The sequence below is a fragment of the Bordetella sp. genome, assembly GCF_051960075.1.
In the GTDB taxonomy this organism is placed as follows: domain Bacteria; phylum Pseudomonadota; class Gammaproteobacteria; order Burkholderiales; family Burkholderiaceae_B; genus Bordetella.
This window is the reverse complement of record NZ_JBQCER010000079.1, coordinates 1-21,915: the sequence shown is the minus strand read 5'-3', so window position 1 is coordinate 21,915 and position 21,915 is coordinate 1. Positions and strand designations below refer to the sequence as shown.

Below are 21,915 nucleotides of genomic sequence, written 5' to 3'. Positions count from 1 at the left end.
CACTATCGGCGATTCGCTGAACGACGCGCAAGCCGGCCGCACGGCCGGCACACGTGTGCTGGCCGTGCCTTACGGCTACAACGAAGGGCAGGACGTATACACGCTGGACGTGGACGGCATCGTGCCGCAGCTCACCGATGCGGCCCAGGTCATCGCGCGCTGGAACGCCCCGGCCTGAGAGCCGTTCGCTCAAGGCCGATCAACAGCCCCGCATCACCCCGGTTCCTGCACCGCGCGGCGGATGTGCTCCAGAAAGGCCTGGCAGGCCGTGGGCAGCGCACGGCCTGCCAGGGTCTGCACCTCGAACTGGCGTTCGTTCATTTCACGATCGCGCAGGGGCACGGCCGCGATGCCGCCTCGGCGCAGATGGCTGCGCACCGCAAGCTCGCCGCACAGCATTACACCGCCGCCCTCGAGCGCAAAATTGATCAGCGCATCGAGGTGACGGCTGACGAACACCGGCTCGCAATGCAGCCGCTGTCGGCTGCAGCTGATGTCGAACAACTGCCTGACCGTCGAATCCTGGCCGGGCAGCGCCAGCGGATAAGACACGAGCTGGCTGATGGACAGGCGGCGCATGCCCGCCAGGGGATGGTCGCAGGCCATGATAGCCAGCACTGGCGCGGGACGGCGCAGTTCGACGCGAATATCGCGCTCGGACGTCATGGTCAGCGTGACGCCGATGTCCGCATCGCCATCACGAACGCGATTTGAAATTTCCCGCGATGAATAGGCTTCCAGCGAAAAATGGATGCCGCCGTATTTGCGCCGGAACGACGCGATGGCCGAGGGTAGGAAATCGAAGGCATAGCCCTCGGTGCTGGCCAGCCGAACCCGGCCCTGCCGCAGGCCGCGCAGGGCCAGAATGTCGCCGGCCACGCGGTCGATATCCTGCTGCACGCGCTTGGCATAGGCCGCCAGCAGCTCTCCCGCTGGGTTCAGGGACATGCCCCGCGCGCGTCGCTCGAACACCAGGACGTCGAGCTCGCGCTCGAGCCGGGCGATCTGGCGGCTCACGGCCGAAGGCGCCACGTCGAGCCGCGCGGCTGCCTCGGTGATAGAGCCGGTGCGGGCGACTTCCAGGAAGTAGCGCAAGGCCGTTCCTTGCAGGATCTGCTTGTTGATCATGTCCGCGCCTCCGGCTTGCGTTGCATTTTTGGCAAACGAACATTCTAATCATTGATATTGCTGCATGGCTTGACTGTCCTCTAGGATGAAGGCTCCCTCCCTTTTCCGACTACGACGCCATGGCCATCGCTTCCTCCTCCTGCTTCCGTCACGATGCCGTCAGCCGCATTGCGCGCACGCTGGCCATCGCCTCCGTCGCCCTGGGCGGCCTGCTGGGCGCAGCTGCCCCCGCCGCCGCCCAATACCCCGACCATCCCATCACGCTGATCGTGCCTTACGCGCCCGGCGGCGCGACCGATATCAGTGCGCGCCTGATGGCGCCGTATCTGGCCAAGTCCCTGGGGCAGAGCATCATCGTCGAGAACAAGGCCGGCGCCGGCACCATCGTCGGCGCGCAGTATGTCGCGCATTCGCCGCGCGACGGCTATACGCTGCTGCTCAGCTCGGGTACGACCTTTACGATCAATCCCGCGATCCACAAGACCCTGTCCTACGATCCGATCAAGGATTTCCAGCCCGTGGCCGTCATGGCACGCACGGGCCTCATCCTGCTGGCCAACCCGAAGGTGCCCGTCACCGACGTGAAATCCTTCCTGGCCTACGTCAAGGATCCGGCCCACAGAGACACGCCTTACGGCACCTTCGGCAGCGGCACGACCGCCAATTTCGTCGGCGCGGCCTTCGCCGCGGCCGCCGGCATCCATCTGACGCAGATCCCCTACAGCGGCAGCGCGCCCGCCATGACCGACCTGATCAGCGGCCAGATTCCCTTTTCCGTGGACACCGTGACGGCGGCCCTGCCGCAGTTGAAGGCCGGCAAGGTCAAGGCCATCGCGGTATCCAGCCCGCACCGCTCGGCCTTCTTGCCCGACGTGCCGACTTTCGCCGAGCAAGGCTACCCCCAGGTCGCCATGGACACCTGGCTGATGGCGGTCACGCCGCGCGGCATTCCCGCGCAGGCCCAGGCCAAGCTGGAGAAGGCGTTCGCCGATTTCACCAACGACCCCGCAGCCCGCAAAGCCATGCTCGCGATAGGCATGGAACCCGACTTCGAAGATTCGAAGCAAGGCGAGGCGCTGATCGCCAAGGAGCTGCCGCAGATGCGCGAGCTCGCGCAGCACGCCCACATCACGGCCGACTGAACCCCGGGATCGGGATCTCTTCACGCCAGTAGCGCCCATGACTTCGCCCAACGATAAGCTCGTCTCCCTATCGGCCGTGGAATTGCGGCGCCTGATCGGCGCCCGCCAGGTATCGCCGGTCGAACTGCTGCAGGCCTGCATGGACCGCATCGAGGCGGTCAATCCTTACGTCAACGCGATCACGGCCACCGACTACGAGCGGGCGCGCGAGGCGGCGCGCGCGGCCGAGCAGGCCGTCATGCGCGGCGAACCGCTGGGCCTGCTGCACGGCCTGCCCCTGGGCGTGAAAGACCTGGAACCCACCGCGGGCCTGCTCACCACGTATGGCTCGCCCATCTATCGCGGCAACGTGCCCGAGCAGGATGTCGAACTGGTCGCGCGGCTGCGGCGCGCCGGCGCCGTCGTCACCGCCAAGACCAACGTGCCCGAGATGGGCGCGGGCGCCAATTCGCGCAACCCCGTCTGGGGCGCCACCGGCAACCCGTTCAATCCCAATCTCAATGCCGGCGGCTCGTCGGGCGGCTCCGCGGCCGCGCTGGCCTGCGACATGCTGCCGGTCTGCACCGGATCCGACACGGGCGGCTCGCTGCGCATTCCCGCTGCAAAATGCGGCGTGGTGGGCTTTCGTCCTTCGCCCGGCCTGGTGCCCAGCACACGCAAGCCGCTGGGCTGGACGCCGATCTCGGTCGTCGGCCCGATGGGCCGAACGGTCGCCGACGCCTGCCTGCAATTGGCCGCCGCGGCCGGCCCGCATGCGGGCGATCCCCTGAGCTATCCGCTGGACGCACTGTCGTTCCTGCGCCCCGGCAATGCCGACCTGGGTTCGCTGCGCGTGGCCTACACGGAAGACTTCGGCCAGTGCGCCGTGGACGACGGCATCCGCGCCGTCTTTCGCGAGAAGATCGCCGCGATGCGCCACCTCTTCGCGGCCTGCGACCCCATCGAGCTGGACCTGGGCGACGCGCACCGGTGCTTCGACGTGCTGCGCGCCGAAGCCTTCGTCGCGGGCATGCAGCAAGCCTACGAGCAAGACCCCGACAGCCTGGGACCCAACCCGCGCGCCAACTACGAGATGGGCGCGGCCATGAGCCTGAAAGACTGCGCCTGGGCGCAGGCCGAACAGACCCGGGTCCTGCAGCGCTTCCAGCAGGCTTTCGCCGGCTACGACCTGATCCTCTCGCCCACCACGCCGGTCTCGCCCTTCCCCTGGACCCTGCCCTACGCCGACACCATCAACGGCGAGAAGCAGCAGAACTACTACCGCTGGCTGGCCCTGACCTACGTCGTCACGCTGACCACGCATCCGGCCATTTCCCTGCCTTGCGGGCGCGATCATCAGGGCATGCCGTTCGGCCTGCAGGTGACGGGCCGCTTCCGCGGTGACCATGCGCTGCTGGCCGCCTCGCAGTCCCTGGAACATGCCTTCGCGCACATCGGCGGACTGGGCCGGCCCGTGCCCGACCTGACGGCGCTGCGGCCCGCGCAGCCCGCGCTCAAATCCATCGTGACGGCACCGCCCATCCTGAGCGGATCGATGGCGAGCAACGTGTCGGCGGTCTAACCTTCAGACTCCCCATACCCGCTTCGCATCCGTCCCACCCATCATGACAAATTCAGTCGACGCCATCGTGCTCGGCGCCGGCGTCGTCGGCGTTTCCGCAGCCGTGCATCTGCAGCGGCGCGGACTGGCCGTCGCCCTCGTCGATCGCAAGATGCCCGGCGCAGAAACTTCCTATGGCAACGGCGGCCTGATCCAACGCGAAGGGGTCTATCCCTATGCCTTCCCGCGCCGGCTCTCGGTCCTGCTCAACTACGCCGGAAACCGCGCGCCCGACGTGCGCTATCACGTAGGCGCTCTGCTCAAGACCGCGCCCTTCCTGCTGCGTTACTGGCGCCACTCGCGGCCTGATCGGCACGCGGCCATCGCCCGCCTCTATGCGCCGCTGATCGAGCATTGCGTCGCCGAGCATCGCATGCTTGCCGAGGCGGCGGGCGCCAGCGATCTCATCCGCCATCAGGGCTGGTTCAAGATCTTTCACGACGCCCGGACGCAGGAGGCGCAGACGCGCGAAGCGCAAAAATGGTTCGATGAATTCGGCGTCGCATTCGAAGCCTGCAATGCCGCCGCGCTGCGTCAGGCCGAGCCCGACCTGAGCCCCTCGCTCATCGGCGGCCTGCGCTACCCCGATGCCGATACGGTCAGCGACCCGGGCGCCCTGACCGCCGCTTACGCACGCTACTTCGAATCGCTGGGCGGACGCATTCTGCACGGCGACGCCAATACCCTCGAGCCCGGCTGGTCGGTGCGCACGCAGGAAGGCGTCGTCACCGCACGCGCGGCGGTCGTGGCGCTGGGGCCGTGGAGCAGCGATCTGGTCAACGCACGGCTGGGCTATCGCCTGCCCCTGGCCGTCAAGCGCGGCTACCACCGGCACTATGCGCCAGCCCCCGGCGCGCGTCTGACCCATCCCGTTCTGGACGTGGCCAACGGCTTTCTGCTCGCGCCCATGAGCCGCGGCATCCGCGTCACCACCGGCGTCGAGTTCGCCGACCGCGACGCGCCGAAAACGCCCGATCAGATCGCCGCCGTGGAGCCCATGGCGCGCGAGCTGTTTCCGCTGGGCCAGGCGATCGAAGCCGAGCCGTGGATGGGTGCGCGACCCTGCACGCCCGACATGCTGCCCATCATCGGCCCGGCGCCCCGGCACAGAGATCTCTGGTTCGCTTTCGGGCACGCGCACCATGGGTTGACGCTGGGACCGGTCACGGGGCGCCTGATCGCGGAGATGATGACGGGCGCGGAGACCTTCGTCGACTCTGCTCCGTTCCGGGCCGATCGGTTCTAGCAGCGGGTTCCGGACTCAAACCCAGATTTTTATCGCCGATCGAAATTGCCGTGCTATAGTCGCCGACACTAACGGTCGACACTTGCCGATCCGCTACATCCGAATCCGCCCTCCGCCATGAACGCTCGCCTAACCGCTCTCTCGCGCAACGCCACCTGGCGTTGGTGGCGCTCGACCTCCGGGTGGCAATCGGCTCGCCTGGTACTAGACGCAAACGCCGCCTAGCGCCTCGCACAACACGAAAAACCAAGCCCGGAACCTGAACAGGACCGGGCTTTTTGTTTGACATGTCCCGGTCGCCACACAACCTCATCTGGACCCGACATGACCGAACTGGAATTCAAAGCCCTGGCGGCCCAAGGCTATAACCGCATCCCTCTGGTCGCCGAGACCTACGCCGATCTGGATACGCCGCTGGCGCTGTACCTCAAGCTCGCGCACGGCGGAGCCAAGGGCGGGGCCTTCACCTGCTTGATGGAATCTGTCGTGGGCGGCGAACGCTTCGGCCGCTACTCCTTCATCGGCCTGCCGGCGCGCACCGTCATCCGCGCCAGCGGCACGACCACCGAAGTGCTGACCGACGGCATCGTGCAGGAAACGCATCAGGGCGACCCGCTGGCCTTCATCGACGCATTCCAACAGCGCTTCAAGGTGGCCGTGCGCCCTGGCATGCCGCGCTTTTGCGGCGGCCTGGCGGGCTACTTCGGCTACGACACCGTGCGGCACATGGAGCCGCGCCTGGGCCCGGCCGTCAAGCCTTTTCCTGCCGGCATGGAAGAAGGCATACCTGACCTCCTGCTGATGCAGGTGGACGAACTGGTGATCGTGGACAACCTGGCCGGGCGCATCTACCTGATGGTCTACGCCGACCCCGCCCGACCCGAGAGCTACAGCCGGGCGCAGCAGCGCCTTCTGGACCTGCGCATCCAGTTGCGCAAGCCCGCCGACATTCCCTACAGCCACGCGAGCATGGTCACGCAAGAGCGACGCGATTTCAAGAAGGAAGATTATCTGGCTGCCGTGCATCGGGCCAAGGAATACATCATGGCCGGCGACCTGATGCAGGTGCAGGTGGGTCAGGTGATCACCAAGCCCTTCCGCGACGCCCCGCTGTCGCTGTACCGCGCGCGGCGTTCGCTCAACCCCTCGCCTTATATGTATTTCTGGAACTTCGGCGACTTCCAGGTGGTGGGCGCTTCACCCGAAATTCTGGTGCGCCAGGAGAGCATCACGCATGAGGGCGAGCCCCGCTCGGATGCGAGCCCACTTGGCGCTACGCGCCGTCCCCCCGAGGGGGATCGCGAGCTTGGGGCGGCGCGGCGCTCGCAAATCACGATCCGCCCGCTGGCCGGCACGCGCAAGCGCGGCGCCACGCCCGAACAGGACGCCGCGCTGGCCGCCGAGCTGCAGGCCGACCCCAAGGAAATCGCCGAGCACGTGATGCTGATCGACCTGGCGCGCAACGACGTGGGCCGCGTAAGCGAACCGGGCAGCGTCAAAGTGACCGACACCATGGCCATCGAACGCTACTCGCACGTGATGCATCTGGTATCGAACGTGGCCGGCACGCTCAAGCCCGGCATGAGCAATATGGACGTGCTGCGCGCCGCGTTCCCGGCCGGCACGCTGACCGGCGCGCCCAAGGTGCGCGCCATGGAACTGATCGACGAGCTCGAACCCGTGCGGCGCGGCCTTTACGGCGGAGCGGCCGGTTATCTGAGCTATGGCGGCGAAATGGACCTGGCGATCGCCATCCGCACCGGCGTCATCAAGAACGGCACGCTATACGTGCAGGCCGCGGCGGGCATCGTGGCCGACTCCAATCCCGAGGCCGAATGGGCTGAGACCGAAGTCAAGGCCCGCGCCGTACTGCGAGCCGCCGAACAGGTGCAGCACGGCCTGGACGCTCCGATCTGAGCAGCGCGGACCGCAGAACGGCCATGAGAAACGTTTCACCCCTCGACCAGCAGGACAGGACGCGTGCAATTGCGCCCGGCGCGCTTGGCCTCGTAGGCCTGCTCGTCGGCGCGTGCCAGCACGTCGGCCAGGGACGCATCGCCGGGCAGACGCTCGGACACGCCGAAGCTGGCCGTGATCTGCAGGCCCGCGACGCGGGTCGCCTCCAGCAGGCGGCGCAGACGTTCGGCCACGGCGTAGGCGCCGGCCAGCCCTTCGTTCTGCAGGAGGATGACGAATTCCTCGCCGCCGATGCGGCCGAACGGCGTGTCGTTGCGCAGATCGCTGTGGATCAGCACGGCCAGGTCGCGCAGCACGTCGTCGCCCTTGGCATGGCCCAGGTTGTCGTTGATGAGCTTGAAATGGTCGATATCGAGCAGAATGCAGCCCATCCTGTCTTCGTCGCTCAGCCTGTTGAACAGGCGGCCGCCTTCGTCGTACAGGGCGCGACGCGACGCGGCGCCGGTGAGCACGTCCACCCTGGCTTGAGCGCGCAGCTCCATGCATTCCACCGTGAGCCGGGCAAGATCGCGCAGGACCTCGATATCGGCCTGCGTGGGATGCCGAGGTACGGTGTCGAGCACGCAGAAGGCGCCCAGGTTGTAGCCGCGGCGCGTGGTCAGCGGCATGCCCCAATAAGCGCGGATGCCATGGCTTTTCTTCACCGCGGCAAAATCGCGCACGCGCTCGTCGAGCAGCGTGTCGGGAATGACGAGCGGCTCGTAGCCCTGAATGGTGAAATTGCAGATGGACTGGTTGCGGGGTATTTCGTCGCTGGACGACGGATCGTGGTTCTTGGCGATCCGCAGGTCGCGCGAAATAAGCGTGATGTGCGCCGTGGGAAACCGCAACGCAGCGCACCCGATGCGGGCAATGCGGTCGAACGTGGCCTCCGGACCGCCTTCGGTCACGTGCAGATCGGCCAACGCGGCCAGGCGGTCATCCTCGTTGGGCATTTGGCGGCCCGCAAGGACCATTTGCGCGCCAGAGTCGGCCATGAGATTCCCCTCGAAGTTTGCATCGAGCGCCATGCCCCGCACGGCGCTCTCGATTAACGACACTCTCCACAAAAAACCTTATACCCCAGGAGCGCCTGCATGTTGCTCATGATCGACAACTACGATTCCTTTACCTACAACATCGTGCAGTATTTCGGCGAGCTGGGCTGCGACGTGCGCGTGGCGCGCAATGACCAGATCACCCTGGACGAGATCGAGGCCCTGGCGCCCGATCATCTGTGCGTCTCGCCCGGCCCCTGCTCGCCGGCCGAAGCGGGCATCTCGGTAGGCGTCATCCAGCGCTTTGCCGGGCGCATCCCCATACTCGGCGTGTGCCTGGGCCACCAATCGATCGGCGCCGCTTACGGCGGCAAGATCGTGCGCGCCCAGACCGTGATGCACGGCAAGACGGTCAAGATCACGCACAAAGGCACCGACATCTTTCAGGGGCTGCCCTCGCCTTACACCGCCATCCGCTACAACTCGCTCACCATCGATCCGGGCAGCCTGCCCGACTGCCTCGAAGTGACGGCGACAGCCGATGACGGCGACATCATGGGCGTAAGGCACAAGAGCCTGCCCGTCTTCGGCGTGCAATACCACCCTGAATCGGTTCTGAGCGAGCACGGCCACGCCATGCTGCGCAATTTCCTACAATATCGCGCCTGACCGACGCGCAGCCAAACGGAGATACCGTCGTGACCCTGATCACTCCCAGCGAAGCCCTGACCCGTTGCATCGAGCATCGTGAAATATTTCACGACGAGATGCTGCAGCTGATGCGCATGCTGATGCGCGGCGAGATGTCGCCGCAGATGGCCAGCGCGCTGCTCATGGGCCTGCGCGTCAAGAAGGAAACCATCGGCGAGATCACCGCCGCGGCGCAGGTGATGCGCGAGTTCGCCACCAAGGTGGAAACGCCCAATCCGCAGGACCTGCTCGATATGTGCGGCACCGGCGGCGACGGCAGTCACACCTTCAACATCTCGACGGCCGCCATGTTCGTGGCCGCCGCCGCAGGCGTGCCCATCGCCAAGCACGGCAACCGCAGCGCGTCGTCCTCGTCCGGCAGCGCCGATGTGCTCGAAGCCCTGGGCGCCAATATGGAGCTCAGCCCCGAACAGGTGGCCGAGTGCCTGCAGGCCACCGGCATCGGCTTCATGTTCGCCCCCGCCCACCACGGCGCCATGAAGAACGTGGCGGCCGTGCGCAAGGAACTGGGCGTGCGCACCATCTTCAACATTCTGGGCCCTCTGACCAACCCGGCCGGCGCCGCCAACCAGCTCATGGGCGTGTTCCACTCCGATCTGGTCGGCATCCAGGTCAGGGTCCTCCAGCGCCTGGGCTCGAGGCACGTGTTGATCGTGCACGGCAAGGACGGCATGGACGAAGCGTCGCTGGGCGCCGCCACCCTGGTGGGCGAACTCAAGGACGGCTCCGTGCTCGAATACGAAATCCATCCTGAAGACTACGGACTATCCATGATGTCCAACCGCGGCATCAAGGTGTCCAATCGCGAAGAATCTCGTCAACTTGTCATGGAAGCGCTGAATAATGTCGACGGGCCGGCGCGCGACATCGTCGCGTTCAATGCCGGCTTGGCCATTTATGCGGGCAACAAGGCAAACGACATACCCGAAGCGCTGAAGCTGGCCTTCGAACTCATAGCCAACGGCGCGGCTCGCGCCGCGCTCGAAAAATTCTGCGCTTATACCCAGACGTTTAAAAAATGAATGACATCCTCGCAAAGATCCTCACGATCAAGGTCGAAGAGGTCGCCACGGCGCGCCAGATGCGCAGCGAATCCGAGCTGCTGCGCGAAGCGCAGGCCCGCCAGGACGTGCGCGGCTTCGCTCAGGCGATCGAAAACAAAATCGCGCGCGGCCAGCCCGGCGTAATCGCCGAGATCAAGAAGGCCTCACCCTCCAAAGGTATCCTGCGCGAAAACTTCAACCCCGCCGAGATCGCCGCGTCCTATGCGGCGCACGGCGCGGCCTGCCTGTCGGTGTTGACCGACGTGCAGTTCTTCCAGGGTTCGCACGACAATCTGCGCATGGCACGCGCGGCCTGCCCGCTGCCGGTGCTGCGCAAGGATTTCATCATCGATCCTTACCAGATCATCTCGGCACGGGCCATGGGCGCCGATTGCGTGCTGTTCATCGTGGCTGCGCTCGATGCGGCGCAATTGCGCGACTTCGAAGACGTGGCCATGGGCCTGGGCATGGACGTGCTGGTCGAGGTGCACGGCCCCAACGAGCTCGACATCGCGCTCGGCCTGAAAACGCCTCTGCTGGGCATCAACAACCGCAATCTGCGTACCTTCGAGACCAAACTCTCGAATACGCTAGACCTGCTGCCGCGCATACCGGCGGGCAAGCGCGTGGTGACCGAGAGCGGCATTCTCGCGCCCGAAGACGTCAAGCTCATGCGCGACCACGGCGTGAATGCCTTCCTGGTGGGCGAGGCCTTCATGCGCGCACCCGAGCCGGGCGTGGAATTGGCGCGCATGATGGGAACGGCTTGAGGCTCGGAGCCTGTTCTCGGCGCCGCAAAATCCTATTCGACGCAGCGCCCCTGGCGTAGCGCTTCGAAAACGTCCGGCGGCCCCATCTGGCCGCCCTTGAGCATCAGCTCCACGCCGTTCAGGGCGGCGTCGCCCGAATGAATGGCGCACACGGCCACCCCCGGGCTGAGCGTATAGGCGAGCGTGAGCGCGCGCGCATTCCAGGCCCGCACCGCCAGACTGGAGGTATCGCCGCCGGCGAAGCCCACGCGGGCCAGACGATGGCGCCGCAGCACCTGATGCATGAGGCGGCCGGCTGCGGCGGCCAGCGTCGGTCCGCTGTCGGCGGGCGCCGTGCCGGCCAGGGTCGTCTGCGCTATCACGCTGCGCCCGGTGCGCAGCCACTGCACCGCCCTGTCAGCCAGCTCGCGCACATAGAATCCGCCGTCGCGCTCGCCGGCCTGCTCGGCCATGCGTTGCGGATCGATGTCCAGCAGCGCAAAACCGCCGTCGCGGGCGCGCTCGATCTGCTGCGCGGTGACCGGCGAACGGCTGCCCGCCACGACGAAGACTTGCTCGACTGGATCAGGCGTAGGGCATCGAACCGCTGTCTCCGGTTTTTTGTCCGGCCAGGCCGCCAATAGCGCCTGCTCGACGCCGCTCGGCCCCGCCAGCAGGGCCGGACCGCCGGCACGCCGCGCGATGCGGTCCCACAGCAGCCGGCCGACGGCAGCCAGGTGCGCGTCGTCCAGCACGTCGAACAGCACGGCAGCGGGCACATCCGCCAGCAAGGCGTCCAATGCGCCGGGCGCGGCGGCGGCCAGTTTGTCCAGGCCGAAAGAGGCAATCCGATCCAGACCCTGCCGGCGCAGGTGCACGCGCAGATCGGACTCGTCCATCGGCGTGACAGGATGGCAGCGCATGGTGGGATGCCGATCCAGGCGATATACCTGACCGTCCTGGCCGGCGCGGGCGTACAGATTGGCGTACGCGCAATAACGGCCCAGATTCGGCTGGCCGCCGACGATGTAGGCTGTGTGTTGACCCAATGCGCGCAGCCCGATCCGCACAGCCCGCCCGATGCTGCCCACGTGCGCTGCGCTGTCGAAGGTGGAGCAGGTTTTGTAGTGCACCGCCTGCGCGCCGGTGGCCGCCAACGCCGCATAGATATCCGGTAACCAGCGATCCATTTCCTGCGGCGACCAGGAACGGGCCTCGCCGGCCACGCCCACGCAATCGAGCTCGCCGAAAGCCGTCAGATCGGAGGCGCAGGGAGTGCGCAGGAACAAAGCGGCGCGCAAGCCGCCGCGCACGGCCACCGACAGCGTGTCGGTGGCGCCTGTGAAGTCGTCACCGTAATAGGCAATGCGCGCAGGGTGCTCCGGAATGCCGAAGACGGTCGGGTCGGTCATGCAACGGGAACTTAGCCGTAGAAATTCAGCGCGGCCGCCAGGGCGGGATGAGTCTGTGCGTGCTGCGGCAGCGGCACGCCGCTGCGCGCGGCATCCCAGGCGTCGCGGATGCTCCGCACGCCCGCGGCCGGGCCGTCGGGATGTCCCAGTATGCCGCCTCCGGACAGAAAAATCAGATCGTCGCTGCCGACCGCGGAGAACGTGGCCGGCACCGTGCCCGCCCACTGGCCCGACGAAAAAACCGGCATCACCGCGTCGCCGCCGGCCAAGGGCTGCAGGCAGGCGCGCGCCGACGCCACTACGCTCTCGTCGGTTTCGTAGAACTTGCCGCCCAACCCGTTGACGTGAAGCTGGTCGACGCCGGCAAGGCGCCACAACACCTGGTAGGCCTGAAAATCGATGCCCAGCATGGGATGGCGCGTCATGGCCGCCAGGCCGTTGCGATGCCCGTGCAATGCCAGCGGCGTGGCTCGGCGCAGCGACTGTATCGCGCCGTAGCCGCACCAATTCAGGCTGGCCATCACGCAGGTGCCGCCGGCCGCTTCGACCATCTCCGCATGGCGGCGCATGGCGTCGGTCTCGTCCGAGATGTTGAAGGCATACATCACCTTGCGGCCCGTGCGCTGCGCATGCGCCTCGATCACCTTCATCACCTGCGCCACGCGCTCCGCCAAAGGCGCGTTCGGCGGATTGGCCATGACCTCATCGTCCTTGATGAAATCGACGCCGGCCTCGCACAGCGTGGCTACCGTAGCGGCGGTCTGCTCGGGCGTCATGCCCACATTGGGTTTGATGATGGTGCCCAAGATGGGGCCGGCGGCGCGGCCCGTCAGCGCGCGCGTGCCCGTCACGCCCTGGCGCGGCGCATCGAAGGCGCGCACATAGTCGGGCGGCAGGCGCAGCGACATCAGCTTCACGCCCGTCATCTCGCCCAGATCATAGATATTGCCCGCCACCGTGGCGACCAACGTGGGCAGGTTGGCGCCGATGTTGTCGATCGGAAACCGCACGGTGATCTCGGCGCGCCGATAAGGGCCCCCGATCTTGCGCCGATCGAGAAAGGCATTGGGCAGACTGGGTTCGCTCACTGGCTCCAGCTCGCGTATGGCCACGACTTGCGCCCGCGACCGCGCGCGCAGATCGTCGGTCTCGCCGGCTACGCGCACGAAGGTGCCGCTGGACTGTTCGCCCGCCAGCACCTCGGCCGCCTGGGCCGGCGGGTACGGGGTCTCGATGAGATAGGTCGCCTCGAATTCGGCGCGCGCGGCGTCAGTCATGGATTACAGCGTGCTCAAATTGGGAAAGGGCCGCACGGGGTCGCTCCCGTCCCAGCCGACGGAAGCTTCGCGGATCATTTTGAACAGCCTGCCTTTCGGTCCTGCGACTTCGGACAGTTCGATCACGGTGCCCGGATGGGTCTCGGTCTCGAAATACACATAGCGTCCTTTCTCTCCGACCTCGCCGCTCATGCCCACGACCAGCCCCTGGGCCTGCAGACGCGCGAGGTCGGCCTCGAACGATTCGGTCCAGTAGGCCAGATGCTGCAGCCCCGTGCGGCCCGCATCCAGGAAGTCTTTGTACATGGACGGCGCGTCGTTGCGCTGCTGGATGAGTTCGATCTGCAGCGGGCCGGAATTGGCCAGGGCCACCGAAGTCTGGATGGGCGACGGCTTGCCTTGGTAGAGAAAATTCTTCACCGGGACGCGATCGGCGTAATACCACGGGCCCACGCCCAGCACCTCGCTCCAGTGGCGCATTTCTTTCTGTATGTCGTGCACCACGTAGCCCAACTGGCGCACTTCTCCGAAAAATCGACTCATGACTGTCTGCCTGCCTCAAAGAAAACCGGTGGAAATCCAGGGAATAAAGGCCACCAGGAACACACCCGCGACCAGCGCTGCCAGATAGCCCCACATATACGGCATGGCTTCGTCGGGGTCGACCTTGCTGATCGCGCAGGCGCCGTAGTAGCCCACGCCGAACGGCGGCGCGAACAGGCCCAGGCCCATCGACAGCACCACGACCATCGCATAGTGCACCTCGTTGACGCCCATCTGGCGCGCGATGGGAAACAGCAGCGGCCCGAACAGCACGATGACCGGAATGCCCTCCAGTACGCTGCCAAGAAGAACGAACACGCCGATGGACACCAGAAGAAAGCCGTAGGACCCGCCCGGCAGAGCCGTCATCCAGGCGGCAAGGTCGCGCGAAAAACCCGACTGCGTCAGCCCCCAGGCCATAGACGTGGCCGCGCCGACGATGAAGAGGATGGCGCCCGACAGCGCGGCGGTCTCGACCAGCATGGCGGGCAGGCGCTTCCAGTCGAAGCAGCGATAGAACAGCAACCCCGCCAGCACCGAATACGCAATGCCTATCGTCGACACTTCGGTGGCCGTGGCCACGCCCTCGACCACGGCGGCGCGGATCAGCACGGGCAGCACCAGCGCCGGCAAGGCCTTGAACAGCGAACGCCCGATGTCGGCCGAGGACGCGCGCCGCGCCTGCACCGGGGCCTGGCGGCGGCTGCGCGCCCACACGATCAGTCCTAGCGTGAGCCCCAGCGCGGCGCCCGGCAGCATGCCGCCGGTGAACAGCGCCGCGATCGACACGCCCGTCACAGACCCGATGGTGATGAGCACGATGCTGGGCGGAATGGTCTCGGTTTGCGCACCCGTGCACGACAGCAGGGCGGCCAGATCGCCGGGCCTGGCACCGCGCTGCTTCATTTCGGGAAACAGCGCCGGCGCCACGGCAGCCATGTCGGCCACCTTGGAACCCGAAATGCCCGAAACCAGGTACATGGAGCCGATCAGCACGTAAGACAGTCCGCCGCGCACATGACCCAGCAGGCTGGCCAGGAACCCGACCATGGCGCGCGCCATGCCCGTCATTTCCATGAGCCGGCCCAGCAGCACGAACATGGGCACGGCCAGCAGGATCAGGCTGGACATGCCTTCGTTCATGCGGCCCACCATGACCAACAAGGGCGTCTGCGTGGTCAGGGCGAGGTAGCCGAACGTGGACAGCGCGAAAGAGAACGCGATCGGCACGCCGAGAAAAACATTGACCGACACAACACCGACGAAAAAGATCACCAGATTGAACTTGCCCAGCGGCGGCAGCACGGGCTGGGCGAGCCGGAACAGCAGCACGGCCGCGGCCACGGCGGCCAGCGCCGCGGCGATATCGCGCGGCCGGCCGATGGCGATCAGGCGCAGCAGCCCGAACAGCAGCATCAGGCCGAATCCGACGGGCAGCGCGGCAGAGCCCCAGGCGCTGGAAATATCGAGCGCAGGCGTCGAAACCAGCGCATCGGCGGCGGCATATTCGAACGCATGCGGCAGAATCAGCGCCAGGAAGGCGATCGACACGCCGACTGCCACGACGTCGAGCAGGGCGCGCGCGCCGGGCGAAACGCGGGAGACGAGCACGGTCATGCGCATATGCTCGCCGCGGCGCATGGCCACCACCGAGCCCAGCATGGACAGCCAGAGAAACAACATGCCGGCCAGCTCGTCCGACCATACCAGCGGGCTGCGAAACGCATACCGCGCCACCACGCCGGAGAACAGCACGGCGATCTCGGCCAGCACCAGCAAAGCGCAAACGGCTTCGATCAGGCGGCCGAGCGCCCGATCGAAGCCGGCCACGAGGCTGCGCTCGCCGGCATCGCCAGCCTGATTGGTGGAAGCCGCGTACATCGCCTCAGGCCAGCTTGCCGACGGCGCCTTCGAGCTGGCTCCAGGCCTGCTCGCCGAACTTGCCGCGCCACTCCTTGTAGAACCCGGCGTTGCGCAGCGCGGCCTGGAAGCTGTCTGACTTGGTCGCGTTGAACACCATGCCCTTGCTCTGCAGATCGGACTGGATCGATTCGTTCATCTTGCGCAAGTCTTCGCGCTGCTTCATGCCGGCGTCGTTGAACGCGGTCTCCCACAGCGTACGCAGATTCGCGGGCAGCTTGTCGAAAGCGCGCCCGTTGGCGATGAACCAGTAGCCGTCCCAGATATGGTTGGTCAGCGAACAGTACTTTTGCACTTCGTACAGCTTGCCTGACTGGATGATGGCCAGCGGATTTTCCTGCGCATCGACGATATGGGTTTGCAGCGACGTATACAGCTCGCTGTACTGCAGGCTGGTCGGAGACGACGACAGCGCCTTGAACATCGAGATGCTCAGCGGGCTGACCGGCACGCGGATCTTCAGGCCGTGCAGATCGGCCGCGGTCTGCACCGGCTTGGAGCTGGTCGTGACCTGGCGAAAGCCGTTGTCCCACATTTTTTCGAAGGTGTGCAGATGAGCCTTGTCGATCTGCCGGCGCACAAATGCGCCCAGCTTGCCGTCCATGGCGGACCACACCTGGTCGTAGTTGGAAAACGCGAATCCCACCGCACTGATGGCCGCCTCGGGTACGACGGTGGCGATGACCAATGCCGACGGCGTATACAGCTCGACGGCACCGGCCCGCACCTGCGTCAGCATGTCGGTATCGCCGCCCAGCTGATTGTTCGGAAAGATGTTGATCTGAAGCTGACCGTCGGATTCCTTCTTGATGCGATCGGCGGCCTCCTGCGAGCGCACGTTCAAGGGATGCGCCATCGGCAGGTTGTTGGCGTACTTGTAGACGAACTGGGGCGCTGCGCGGGCGAACCGCGGCACGCCCAGATACAGGGCGGGCGAGGCGGCAAGAGTCTTGAGCAAAGTGCGGCGTTTGGCGAACACGGAGGTCTCCTAGAAAACGGGGCGATGTGCCGATTGCCGGCCGCCGCCTCTTCGTTGCGCACAATTTAACGCCGGGGATAGAATTGGAAAAACAGAAAATTCAAATCGATTAAGCGATGAAAGAGATAAATCTGTCTACCCGCGATCTGCGCGCCTTTCTGGCCCTGGCCGAGCAGCACAGCTTCACGCGCGCCGCGCAGGTCTGTCATTTGTCGCAATCGGCCTTCAGCTCGCTGATCCGCGCCATCGAGGACACGCTGGGCGCCCGGCTGTTCGACCGCGACACGCGCAATGTCGAGCTGACCCCGCAAGGCCGCATGCTGGAGGAATCGGCGCGCCGCATGGTGAGTCAGTTCGACACGATGATCGACGACTTCCGCGGCTATGCCACTTTGCGCAAAGGCCGCGTCGCGATCGCCGCCCTGCCTTCGATCGCCGCCGGATGGCTGCCCGGGGTGTTCGCCGAGTTTCGCCAACGCCATCCCGGCATCGACCTGGAACTGGCGGACATGCTATCGGCGCCCAGCCTGGAGCTGGTGCGCACCAACAGGGTGGACTTCGCCCTGGCCTCGTCGGATACGCCGGCGCAAGATCTGGAATCCAAGCTGTTGTGCAACGACCATTTCCATCTGGTATGCCGGCAGGATCACCCGCTGGCAAGCAGGCCGCGCATCGGCGCGCGCGACCTCGCCGCCGCCCCCTTCATACATCTGGCCCGCTCGCACAGCGTGCGCATGCAGCTCGAGCGCGCCTTCCATCCCATACCCATGAATATCGTCCTGGAGGTCGAACAGCTGGCCACGCTGACCGGCATGATTGCCGCAGGCCTGGGCGTGACCGTCGTGCCCGCCTTGACGCTGTACGAACTGGATCGCCCGGGCCTGGTGAGCCGGCCGCTCAGCATGCCCGGGCTGGTGCGCAAGATCTGCCTGATCCGGCGCCGCGGAGCCAGTCTGTCGCCCGCCGCGCAGCAGCTATACGATCTGATGCTGCAACGGCGGCCGGCGACCGGCCCCGCCATGCGCGCGGCGCGCCGATCTTCCTAAGATCTGACCCAGCGATACAGCGTGCTGCGGTGCACGCCCAGGCGCCGCGCGGCGCCGCTCATGCTGCCGCCGCATGCCGCCAGCGCGTCGCGTACGGCGACCTCGGTCAGTGTCTTGAGATCGACAGGCGCCTGCGCCCGCGCGGCGATATCGGCCGGCAGCATATCCAGCCGCGCCTGGCCTTCGGTTTCGGCCAGGACCCGCAAGGTGCGTAGCGTGGCGATCAACTGCCGGAAGTTGCCCGGCCAATCGTAGGCGGCCAGCGCCTGCAGGACTTCCTGCGGCAGATCCGGTCCGCCGTGCGCCGGCAAAGCGCCCGACGACCACAGGGTCTGCACGATGCGGGCACGATCGGCACGATCGCGCAAGGCCGCCAGGCACATCGTGTACTCGGCGATGCGAAAGTACAGATCGGCGCGCACGACGTTCTGCTCGGCCGGTCCCAGAGGCCGGTGCGTGGCGCATATCAGCAGAAAGTCCACCGGCACGGCGCGCGCGCCGCCCAGCGGCGTCACTTCACGATTCTGCAATACGCGCAGGAAGCGGGCCTGGGCAGGCAGGGGCATGTCGCCGATCTCGTCCAGGAACAGCACGCCGCCCTGCGCCTGGCGCAGCAAACCCTTGCTGCCCTGTTTGCGCGCGCCGGTGAAGGCGCCCTCCTCGTAGCCGAACAATTCGGACTCGATCAGACTTTCGGGCAGCGCGGCGCAGTTGATGGCCACGAAGGGGCCCTCGGCACGCGCGCTGCGGGCATGCATCTGCCGGGCAAAGACTTCCTTGCCCGTTCCGGTCTCGCCCTGCAGCAGTATTGCGACGCCGGCGTCGAGCAGGCGAACCGCGCGGGCCAGGTCGGCCAGCGCGCCCGCATCGAACCAGGGCGCGGGTTCCCCCGGCCGGGACATGCGCGCCGACGCAGGCGGTCTTGCCTCCCGTCGCGGCACAGGCGGCGCCTCGCGCGCAAGATCGAATACCGCCTGCTCGGCTTCGCCGGGAACGGGCACATGGCTTATCGCGGCGGCGGACCCGGATTGCACGAGGCGGACATGCAATAACGACCCGTGCAGCCGGCGCACGGTTCCGCGCGCCGCCGCCTGCGCGGGACCCTCGACGAACAGATCTTCGTAGCACAGCACGCCCAGCGCGCCCGCATCCAGAGCCAGCAGGCGCAGCGCGTGGCGGTTGGCCGCGACCAGCCGGCCGCCGTCGAAGGCCAGCAGGCCTTCGTGCGCGCTGCCGAGCAGGCCCGGCTCGTCGTGCACGGCCAGCCGCAGACAATGCGCATAGTCCCGGTCGAACAGGCGCCGCTCGATCTGGTCCACCGCCCAGCTCACCAGGGCCAGCGCATGGCCGCTGCCTTGCGCGGCCGGGCCGGACAGGTCCAGCAAGCCCAGTGTGCGGCCGCGGGGGTCGGAAATCGGCACCGCGGCACAGGTCAGGATGCGGTTGGATTCGAAATAGTGTTCATGCCCGCGCACTTCGATAGGCCGATGTTCGACCAGCGCCGTGCCGATGGCGTTGGTGCCGGCAGCCGATTCGCTCCAGAGCGCGCCGGGCATGAGCGACACCTTGGCGGCGCAATCGGCGAACTCGGCGCTGCCGGCCGCATCCAGCACGCTGCCGGCGGCGTCGGTAAGCAGGACCAGCCCGCTGGAACGGCGCACTTCCTGCGCCAGCAACGCCATGATGGGCCGGCCGAACCTGAGCAGATCTTCGTTGCGCTGGCGCAGTTCGCGCAGCTCGCTCTGCGTAGGCAATTGCATGCGGCTCGACCCGCACATGTCGTGTCCGATATCGGCGCAGCGACGCCACGATCGAAGAATCGGTTCGGCCACGACGCTGGCGGGCACGATGCCCTGTTCGAGAAACTGGCGGCGGGCGCTGTCCAGCCGAGGGATTCTGGGTGTAGCCATGACGGTCTCCGATCGGTGTGCTGCGACACCTGTCTCGGCATGCTGTCGCATTTTGCGACGCTATCGGGCGCATACGCCGTGCGGGTGGCCCGCCTCGAGCCGAGGTTCTTTACTTTCGCATGGCGACGCACGGCTGTCCATGATTGCCGGAGGGCAGGGAGGGCTCTGGCACGCATATTGCATGAGATGAATCGGGACCTTCCATTCCCTACATTCAAACGAACAGGAGACACCTATGGATACCGCAACCCGCATTGCGCCGGGCGCCTATGGCTCGCCCATCGACATCAAACAACACTACGAGAACTTCATCGGCGGCCGCTGGCGCGCGCCGACCGACGGCCAGTATTTCGACAATGTCACGCCGGTGACAGGCAAAGTGCTCTCGCGCCACGCGCGCTCGTCCGCGGCCGACATCGAAGCGGCGCTGGACGCCGCGCACAAGGCCGCCCCGGCCTGGGGTTCGAGCTCCGTGATCGAGCGCTCGCGCCTGCTCAACCGCATCGCCGACGTCATCGAAAGCAATCTCGAACTGCTGGCGACTTCCGAAACCTGGGACAACGGCAAGCCCATCCGCGAATCGCGCGCCGCCGACCTGCCCCTGGCGGCGGATCACTTCCGCTACTTCGCCTCGGTGATCCGTTCGCAAGAAGGCGGCCTGTCGGAGATCGACAACGACACGGTGGCCTATCACTTCAAGGAGCCGCTGGGCGTGGTCGGCCAGATCATCCCGTGGAATTTCCCCCTGCTCATGGCCGCCTGGAAGCTGGCGCCGGCGCTGGCCGCCGGCAACTGCGTGGTCATCAAGCCGGCCGAGCAGACGCCGCTCACGCTCATGATCTTCGCCGAACTGATCGCCGACGTGCTGCCCCCGGGCGTGCTGAACATCGTCACCGGCTTCGGCCTGGAAGCGGGCAAACCCCTGGCGTCGAGCCCGCGCATCGCCAAGATCGCCTTTACCGGCGAAACCACTACCGGCCGCCTCATCATGCAGTATGCGTCGCAGAACCTGATACCGGTCACGCTGGAGCTGGGCGGCAAGTCGCCCAACATCTTCTTTTCCGATGTCGCCGCGCAAGACGACGATTTCCTGGACAAGGCCATCGAAGGCTTCGTGATGTTCGCGCTCAACCAGGGCGAGGTCTGCACCTGCCCCAGTCGCGCGCTGATCCAGGCCTCGATCTACGATCGCTTCATGGAACGCGCCGTGGCCCGCGTCAAGGCCATCAAGCAAGGCAACCCGCTGGACGCCGACACCATGATCGGCGCCCAGGCCTCCGGCGAACAGCTGGAGAAAATCCTCTCCTACCTCGACATCGGCAAGCAGGAAGGCGCCAAGGTCCTGGCGGGCGGTGCGCGCGCCGAACTGCCCGGGGACCTGAAGGACGGCTACTACGTCCAGCCCACGGTGTTCCAGGGAACCAACAAGATGCGCATCTTCCAGGAGGAGATCTTCGGCCCCGTGGTCTCGGTCACGACCTTCAAGGACGCCGACGACGCGCTGTCCATCGCCAACGACACGCTGTACGGCCTGGGCGCCGGCGTCTGGTCGCGCGACGCCAACACCTGCTATCGCATGGGCCGCGCCATCAAGGCCGGGCGCGTGTGGACCAATTGCTATCACGCCTATCCCGCGCATGCGGCCTTCGGCGGCTACAAGCAGTCGGGCATCGGTCGCGAAAACCATCAGATGATGCTCAACCACTACCAGCAGACCAAGAATCTGCTGGTGAGCTACAGCCCGAAGAAACTCGGGTTCTTCTGATGAGCACCGTCGCCGCGACACCCGCCGCGCTCGCGCTGATCGCGGAACTGACGGCGCAATACGGCCCGATCATGTTCCATCAATCGGGCGGCTGCTGCGACGGCAGTTCTCCCATGTGCTATGCGCAAGGGGATCTGCTGTTGGGCGACGGCGACGTGCTGCTGGGCGAGATCGGCGGGACGCCGTTCTACATCGGCGCCGCGCAGCATGCCGCATGGCGCCACACCGACCTGATCATCGATGTCGTGCCGGGCCGCGGCGGCATGTTCTCCCTGGACAACGGCCGGGAGGTGCGCTTTCTGACCCGCTCGACGGTCTGCATGCCGCCTTCGCCGGATGCCGCGCCGTAGCGGCCGGCATGCCGACGGCCCGGCGTGGGGGGGGGGGGGGCCGCGCCCCCCCCCCCCCCCCCCCAAAAAAGAGGGGGGGTGAAAAAAGAAGACGACACACCACCCCCCACAACCCCCCCCCCCCCAAAATAAGGGGGGGC

18 protein-coding genes and 2 pseudogenes are annotated in these 21,915 nt (G+C 66.5%); 12 read left to right on the top strand and 8 right to left on the bottom strand.

All coding sequences use genetic code 11. The features are described 5' to 3' along the window. Positions 1–178 (top strand): HAD hydrolase-like protein (locus ACTHJ1_RS13515; RefSeq protein WP_440193196.1); only part of this gene is annotated, 178 nt, incomplete at its 5' end. 35 nt (positions 179–213) lie between these two features. Here ACTHJ1_RS13515 and ACTHJ1_RS13510 read toward each other — a convergent pair. Beyond that, positions 214–1,128 (bottom strand): LysR family transcriptional regulator, encoded by a 915-nt coding sequence (locus ACTHJ1_RS13510; RefSeq protein WP_440193194.1) that lies wholly within the window; start codon positions 1,126–1,128, stop codon positions 214–216. Positions 1,129–1,247: 119 nt separating this feature from the next. Here ACTHJ1_RS13510 and ACTHJ1_RS13505 point away from each other — a divergent pair, with 119 nt between their 5' ends. From ACTHJ1_RS13505 to ACTHJ1_RS13485, 5 genes and pseudogenes are all read left to right on the top strand, one after another. After that, on the top strand, positions 1,248–2,270 hold the full coding sequence (locus ACTHJ1_RS13505; protein ID WP_440193192.1) for a tripartite tricarboxylate transporter substrate binding protein: 1,023 nt from the start codon (positions 1,248–1,250) through the stop codon (positions 2,268–2,270). Between the two features lie 37 nt (positions 2,271–2,307). Beyond that, positions 2,308–3,831 (top strand): amidase, encoded by a 1,524-nt coding sequence (locus ACTHJ1_RS13500; protein WP_440193190.1) that lies wholly within the window; start codon positions 2,308–2,310, stop codon positions 3,829–3,831. Between the two features lie 43 nt (positions 3,832–3,874). After that, positions 3,875–5,116: an NAD(P)/FAD-dependent oxidoreductase gene (locus tag ACTHJ1_RS13495; RefSeq protein ID WP_440193188.1), complete on the top strand. Its 1,242-nt coding sequence runs from the start codon at positions 3,875–3,877 to the stop codon at positions 5,114–5,116. Positions 5,117–5,440: 324 nt separating this feature from the next. Further along, positions 5,441–5,911 (top strand): annotated as a pseudogene (locus ACTHJ1_RS13490) (anthranilate synthase component I); the annotation flags it as partial. A 27-nt stretch (positions 5,912–5,938) separates the two neighbouring features. Beyond that, positions 5,939–7,033 (top strand): annotated as a pseudogene (locus ACTHJ1_RS13485) (anthranilate synthase component I family protein); the annotation flags it as partial. Positions 7,034–7,068: 35 nt separating this feature from the next. Here ACTHJ1_RS13485 and ACTHJ1_RS13480 read toward each other — a convergent pair. Beyond that, the gene (locus tag ACTHJ1_RS13480; protein ID WP_440193186.1) at positions 7,069–8,028 is read right to left on the bottom strand and encodes a sensor domain-containing diguanylate cyclase; all 960 of its coding nucleotides are present in this window, start codon (positions 8,026–8,028) and stop codon (positions 7,069–7,071) included. A 141-nt stretch (positions 8,029–8,169) separates the two neighbouring features. On the opposite strand from ACTHJ1_RS13480, the gene ACTHJ1_RS13475 reads away from it, so the two are divergent. Genes ACTHJ1_RS13475 through trpC form a run of 3 tightly spaced genes read left to right on the top strand, consistent with a single transcriptional unit; the run spans position 8,170 to position 10,594 of the window. Further along, positions 8,170–8,739: an anthranilate synthase component II gene (locus ACTHJ1_RS13475; protein ID WP_440193183.1), complete on the top strand. Its 570-nt coding sequence runs from the start codon at positions 8,170–8,172 to the stop codon at positions 8,737–8,739. A 29-nt stretch (positions 8,740–8,768) separates the two neighbouring features. Beyond that, positions 8,769–9,803, top strand: a complete 1,035-nt coding sequence (trpD, locus tag ACTHJ1_RS13470) for an anthranilate phosphoribosyltransferase (protein ID WP_440193181.1) — start codon at positions 8,769–8,771, stop codon at positions 9,801–9,803. Next, positions 9,800–10,594, top strand: coding sequence for an indole-3-glycerol phosphate synthase TrpC (trpC, locus tag ACTHJ1_RS13465; protein ID WP_440193179.1), 795 nt, complete (start codon positions 9,800–9,802; stop codon positions 10,592–10,594). The genes trpD and trpC overlap by 4 nt, the downstream gene beginning before the upstream one ends. A 32-nt stretch (positions 10,595–10,626) precedes the next feature. Here trpC and ACTHJ1_RS13460 read toward each other — a convergent pair whose 3' ends face one another. Genes ACTHJ1_RS13460 through ACTHJ1_RS13440 form a run of 5 tightly spaced genes read right to left on the bottom strand, consistent with a single transcriptional unit; the run spans position 10,627 to position 16,704 of the window. Then, on the bottom strand, positions 10,627–11,985 hold the full coding sequence (locus tag ACTHJ1_RS13460; protein WP_440193177.1) for a four-carbon acid sugar kinase family protein: 1,359 nt from the start codon (positions 11,983–11,985) through the stop codon (positions 10,627–10,629). Between the two features lie 11 nt (positions 11,986–11,996). Next, on the bottom strand, positions 11,997–13,262 hold the full coding sequence (locus ACTHJ1_RS13455; RefSeq protein WP_440193175.1) for a ribulose-bisphosphate carboxylase large subunit family protein: 1,266 nt from the start codon (positions 13,260–13,262) through the stop codon (positions 11,997–11,999). A gap of 3 nt (positions 13,263–13,265) precedes the next feature. Further along, positions 13,266–13,805 carry a VOC family protein gene (locus ACTHJ1_RS13450; RefSeq protein ID WP_440193173.1) on the bottom strand — a complete coding sequence of 180 codons (540 nt, stop codon included), beginning with the start codon at positions 13,803–13,805 and terminating at the stop codon, positions 13,266–13,268. A 15-nt stretch (positions 13,806–13,820) separates the two neighbouring features. Continuing rightward, on the bottom strand, positions 13,821–15,686 hold the full coding sequence (locus ACTHJ1_RS13445) for a TRAP transporter large permease (RefSeq protein ID WP_440193171.1): 1,866 nt from the start codon (positions 15,684–15,686) through the stop codon (positions 13,821–13,823). Positions 15,687–15,690: 4 nt separating this feature from the next. Then, entirely contained in the window at positions 15,691–16,704 is a 1,014-nt protein-coding gene (locus ACTHJ1_RS13440) for a TRAP transporter substrate-binding protein (protein ID WP_440193169.1), read from the bottom strand. A 116-nt stretch (positions 16,705–16,820) separates the two neighbouring features. On the opposite strand from ACTHJ1_RS13440, the gene ACTHJ1_RS13435 reads away from it, so the two are divergent. Beyond that, positions 16,821–17,750, top strand: coding sequence for a LysR family transcriptional regulator (locus tag ACTHJ1_RS13435; RefSeq protein WP_440193167.1), 930 nt, complete (start codon positions 16,821–16,823; stop codon positions 17,748–17,750). On the opposite strand, the gene ACTHJ1_RS13430 is transcribed toward ACTHJ1_RS13435, so the two are convergent. Then, complete coding sequence (locus ACTHJ1_RS13430; RefSeq protein WP_440193165.1) at positions 17,747–19,660, bottom strand: sigma-54-dependent Fis family transcriptional regulator; 1,914 nt, start codon at positions 19,658–19,660, stop codon at positions 17,747–17,749. The genes ACTHJ1_RS13435 and ACTHJ1_RS13430 overlap by 4 nt on opposite strands. A 235-nt stretch (positions 19,661–19,895) precedes the next feature. On the opposite strand from ACTHJ1_RS13430, the gene adh reads away from it, so the two are divergent. After that, a complete protein-coding gene (gene adh, locus ACTHJ1_RS13425; protein WP_440193163.1) occupies positions 19,896–21,425 on the top strand; it encodes an aldehyde dehydrogenase in 1,530 nt (509 codons plus the stop codon). Beyond that, entirely contained in the window at positions 21,425–21,775 is a 351-nt protein-coding gene (locus ACTHJ1_RS13420) for a DUF779 domain-containing protein (protein WP_440193161.1), read from the top strand. The genes adh and ACTHJ1_RS13420 overlap by 1 nt, the downstream gene beginning before the upstream one ends. The last annotated feature ends 140 nt before the right edge of the window (positions 21,776–21,915 follow it).

Bases quoted from the DNA above. Each gene is read 5' to 3' on its own strand.
- ACTHJ1_RS13505 (WP_440193192.1), top strand. From the start codon at position 1,248: ATGGCCATCGCTTCCTCCTCCTGCTTCCGTCACGATGCCGTCAGCCGC.
- ACTHJ1_RS13430 (WP_440193165.1), bottom strand. From the start codon at position 19,660: ATGGCTACACCCAGAATCCCTCGGCTGGACAGCGCCCGCCGCCAGTTT.
- ACTHJ1_RS13480 (WP_440193186.1), bottom strand. From the start codon at position 8,028: ATGCCCAACGAGGATGACCGCCTGGCCGCGTTGGCCGATCTGCACGTG.
- ACTHJ1_RS13495 (WP_440193188.1), top strand. From the start codon at position 3,875: ATGACAAATTCAGTCGACGCCATCGTGCTCGGCGCCGGCGTCGTCGGC.
- ACTHJ1_RS13450 (WP_440193173.1), bottom strand. From the start codon at position 13,805: ATGAGTCGATTTTTCGGAGAAGTGCGCCAGTTGGGCTACGTGGTGCAC.
- ACTHJ1_RS13435 (WP_440193167.1), top strand. From the start codon at position 16,821: ATGAAAGAGATAAATCTGTCTACCCGCGATCTGCGCGCCTTTCTGGCC.
- ACTHJ1_RS13475 (WP_440193183.1), top strand. From the start codon at position 8,170: ATGTTGCTCATGATCGACAACTACGATTCCTTTACCTACAACATCGTG.
- ACTHJ1_RS13420 (WP_440193161.1), top strand. From the start codon at position 21,425: ATGAGCACCGTCGCCGCGACACCCGCCGCGCTCGCGCTGATCGCGGAA.
- ACTHJ1_RS13500 (WP_440193190.1), top strand. From the start codon at position 2,308: ATGACTTCGCCCAACGATAAGCTCGTCTCCCTATCGGCCGTGGAATTG.
- ACTHJ1_RS13445 (WP_440193171.1), bottom strand. From the start codon at position 15,686: ATGTACGCGGCTTCCACCAATCAGGCTGGCGATGCCGGCGAGCGCAGC.
- adh (WP_440193163.1), top strand. From the start codon at position 19,896: ATGGATACCGCAACCCGCATTGCGCCGGGCGCCTATGGCTCGCCCATC.
- ACTHJ1_RS13460 (WP_440193177.1), bottom strand. From the start codon at position 11,985: ATGACCGACCCGACCGTCTTCGGCATTCCGGAGCACCCTGCGCGCATT.
- ACTHJ1_RS13455 (WP_440193175.1), bottom strand. From the start codon at position 13,262: ATGACTGACGCCGCGCGCGCCGAATTCGAGGCGACCTATCTCATCGAG.
- ACTHJ1_RS13510 (WP_440193194.1), bottom strand. From the start codon at position 1,128: ATGATCAACAAGCAGATCCTGCAAGGAACGGCCTTGCGCTACTTCCTG.
- trpC (WP_440193179.1), top strand. From the start codon at position 9,800: ATGAATGACATCCTCGCAAAGATCCTCACGATCAAGGTCGAAGAGGTC.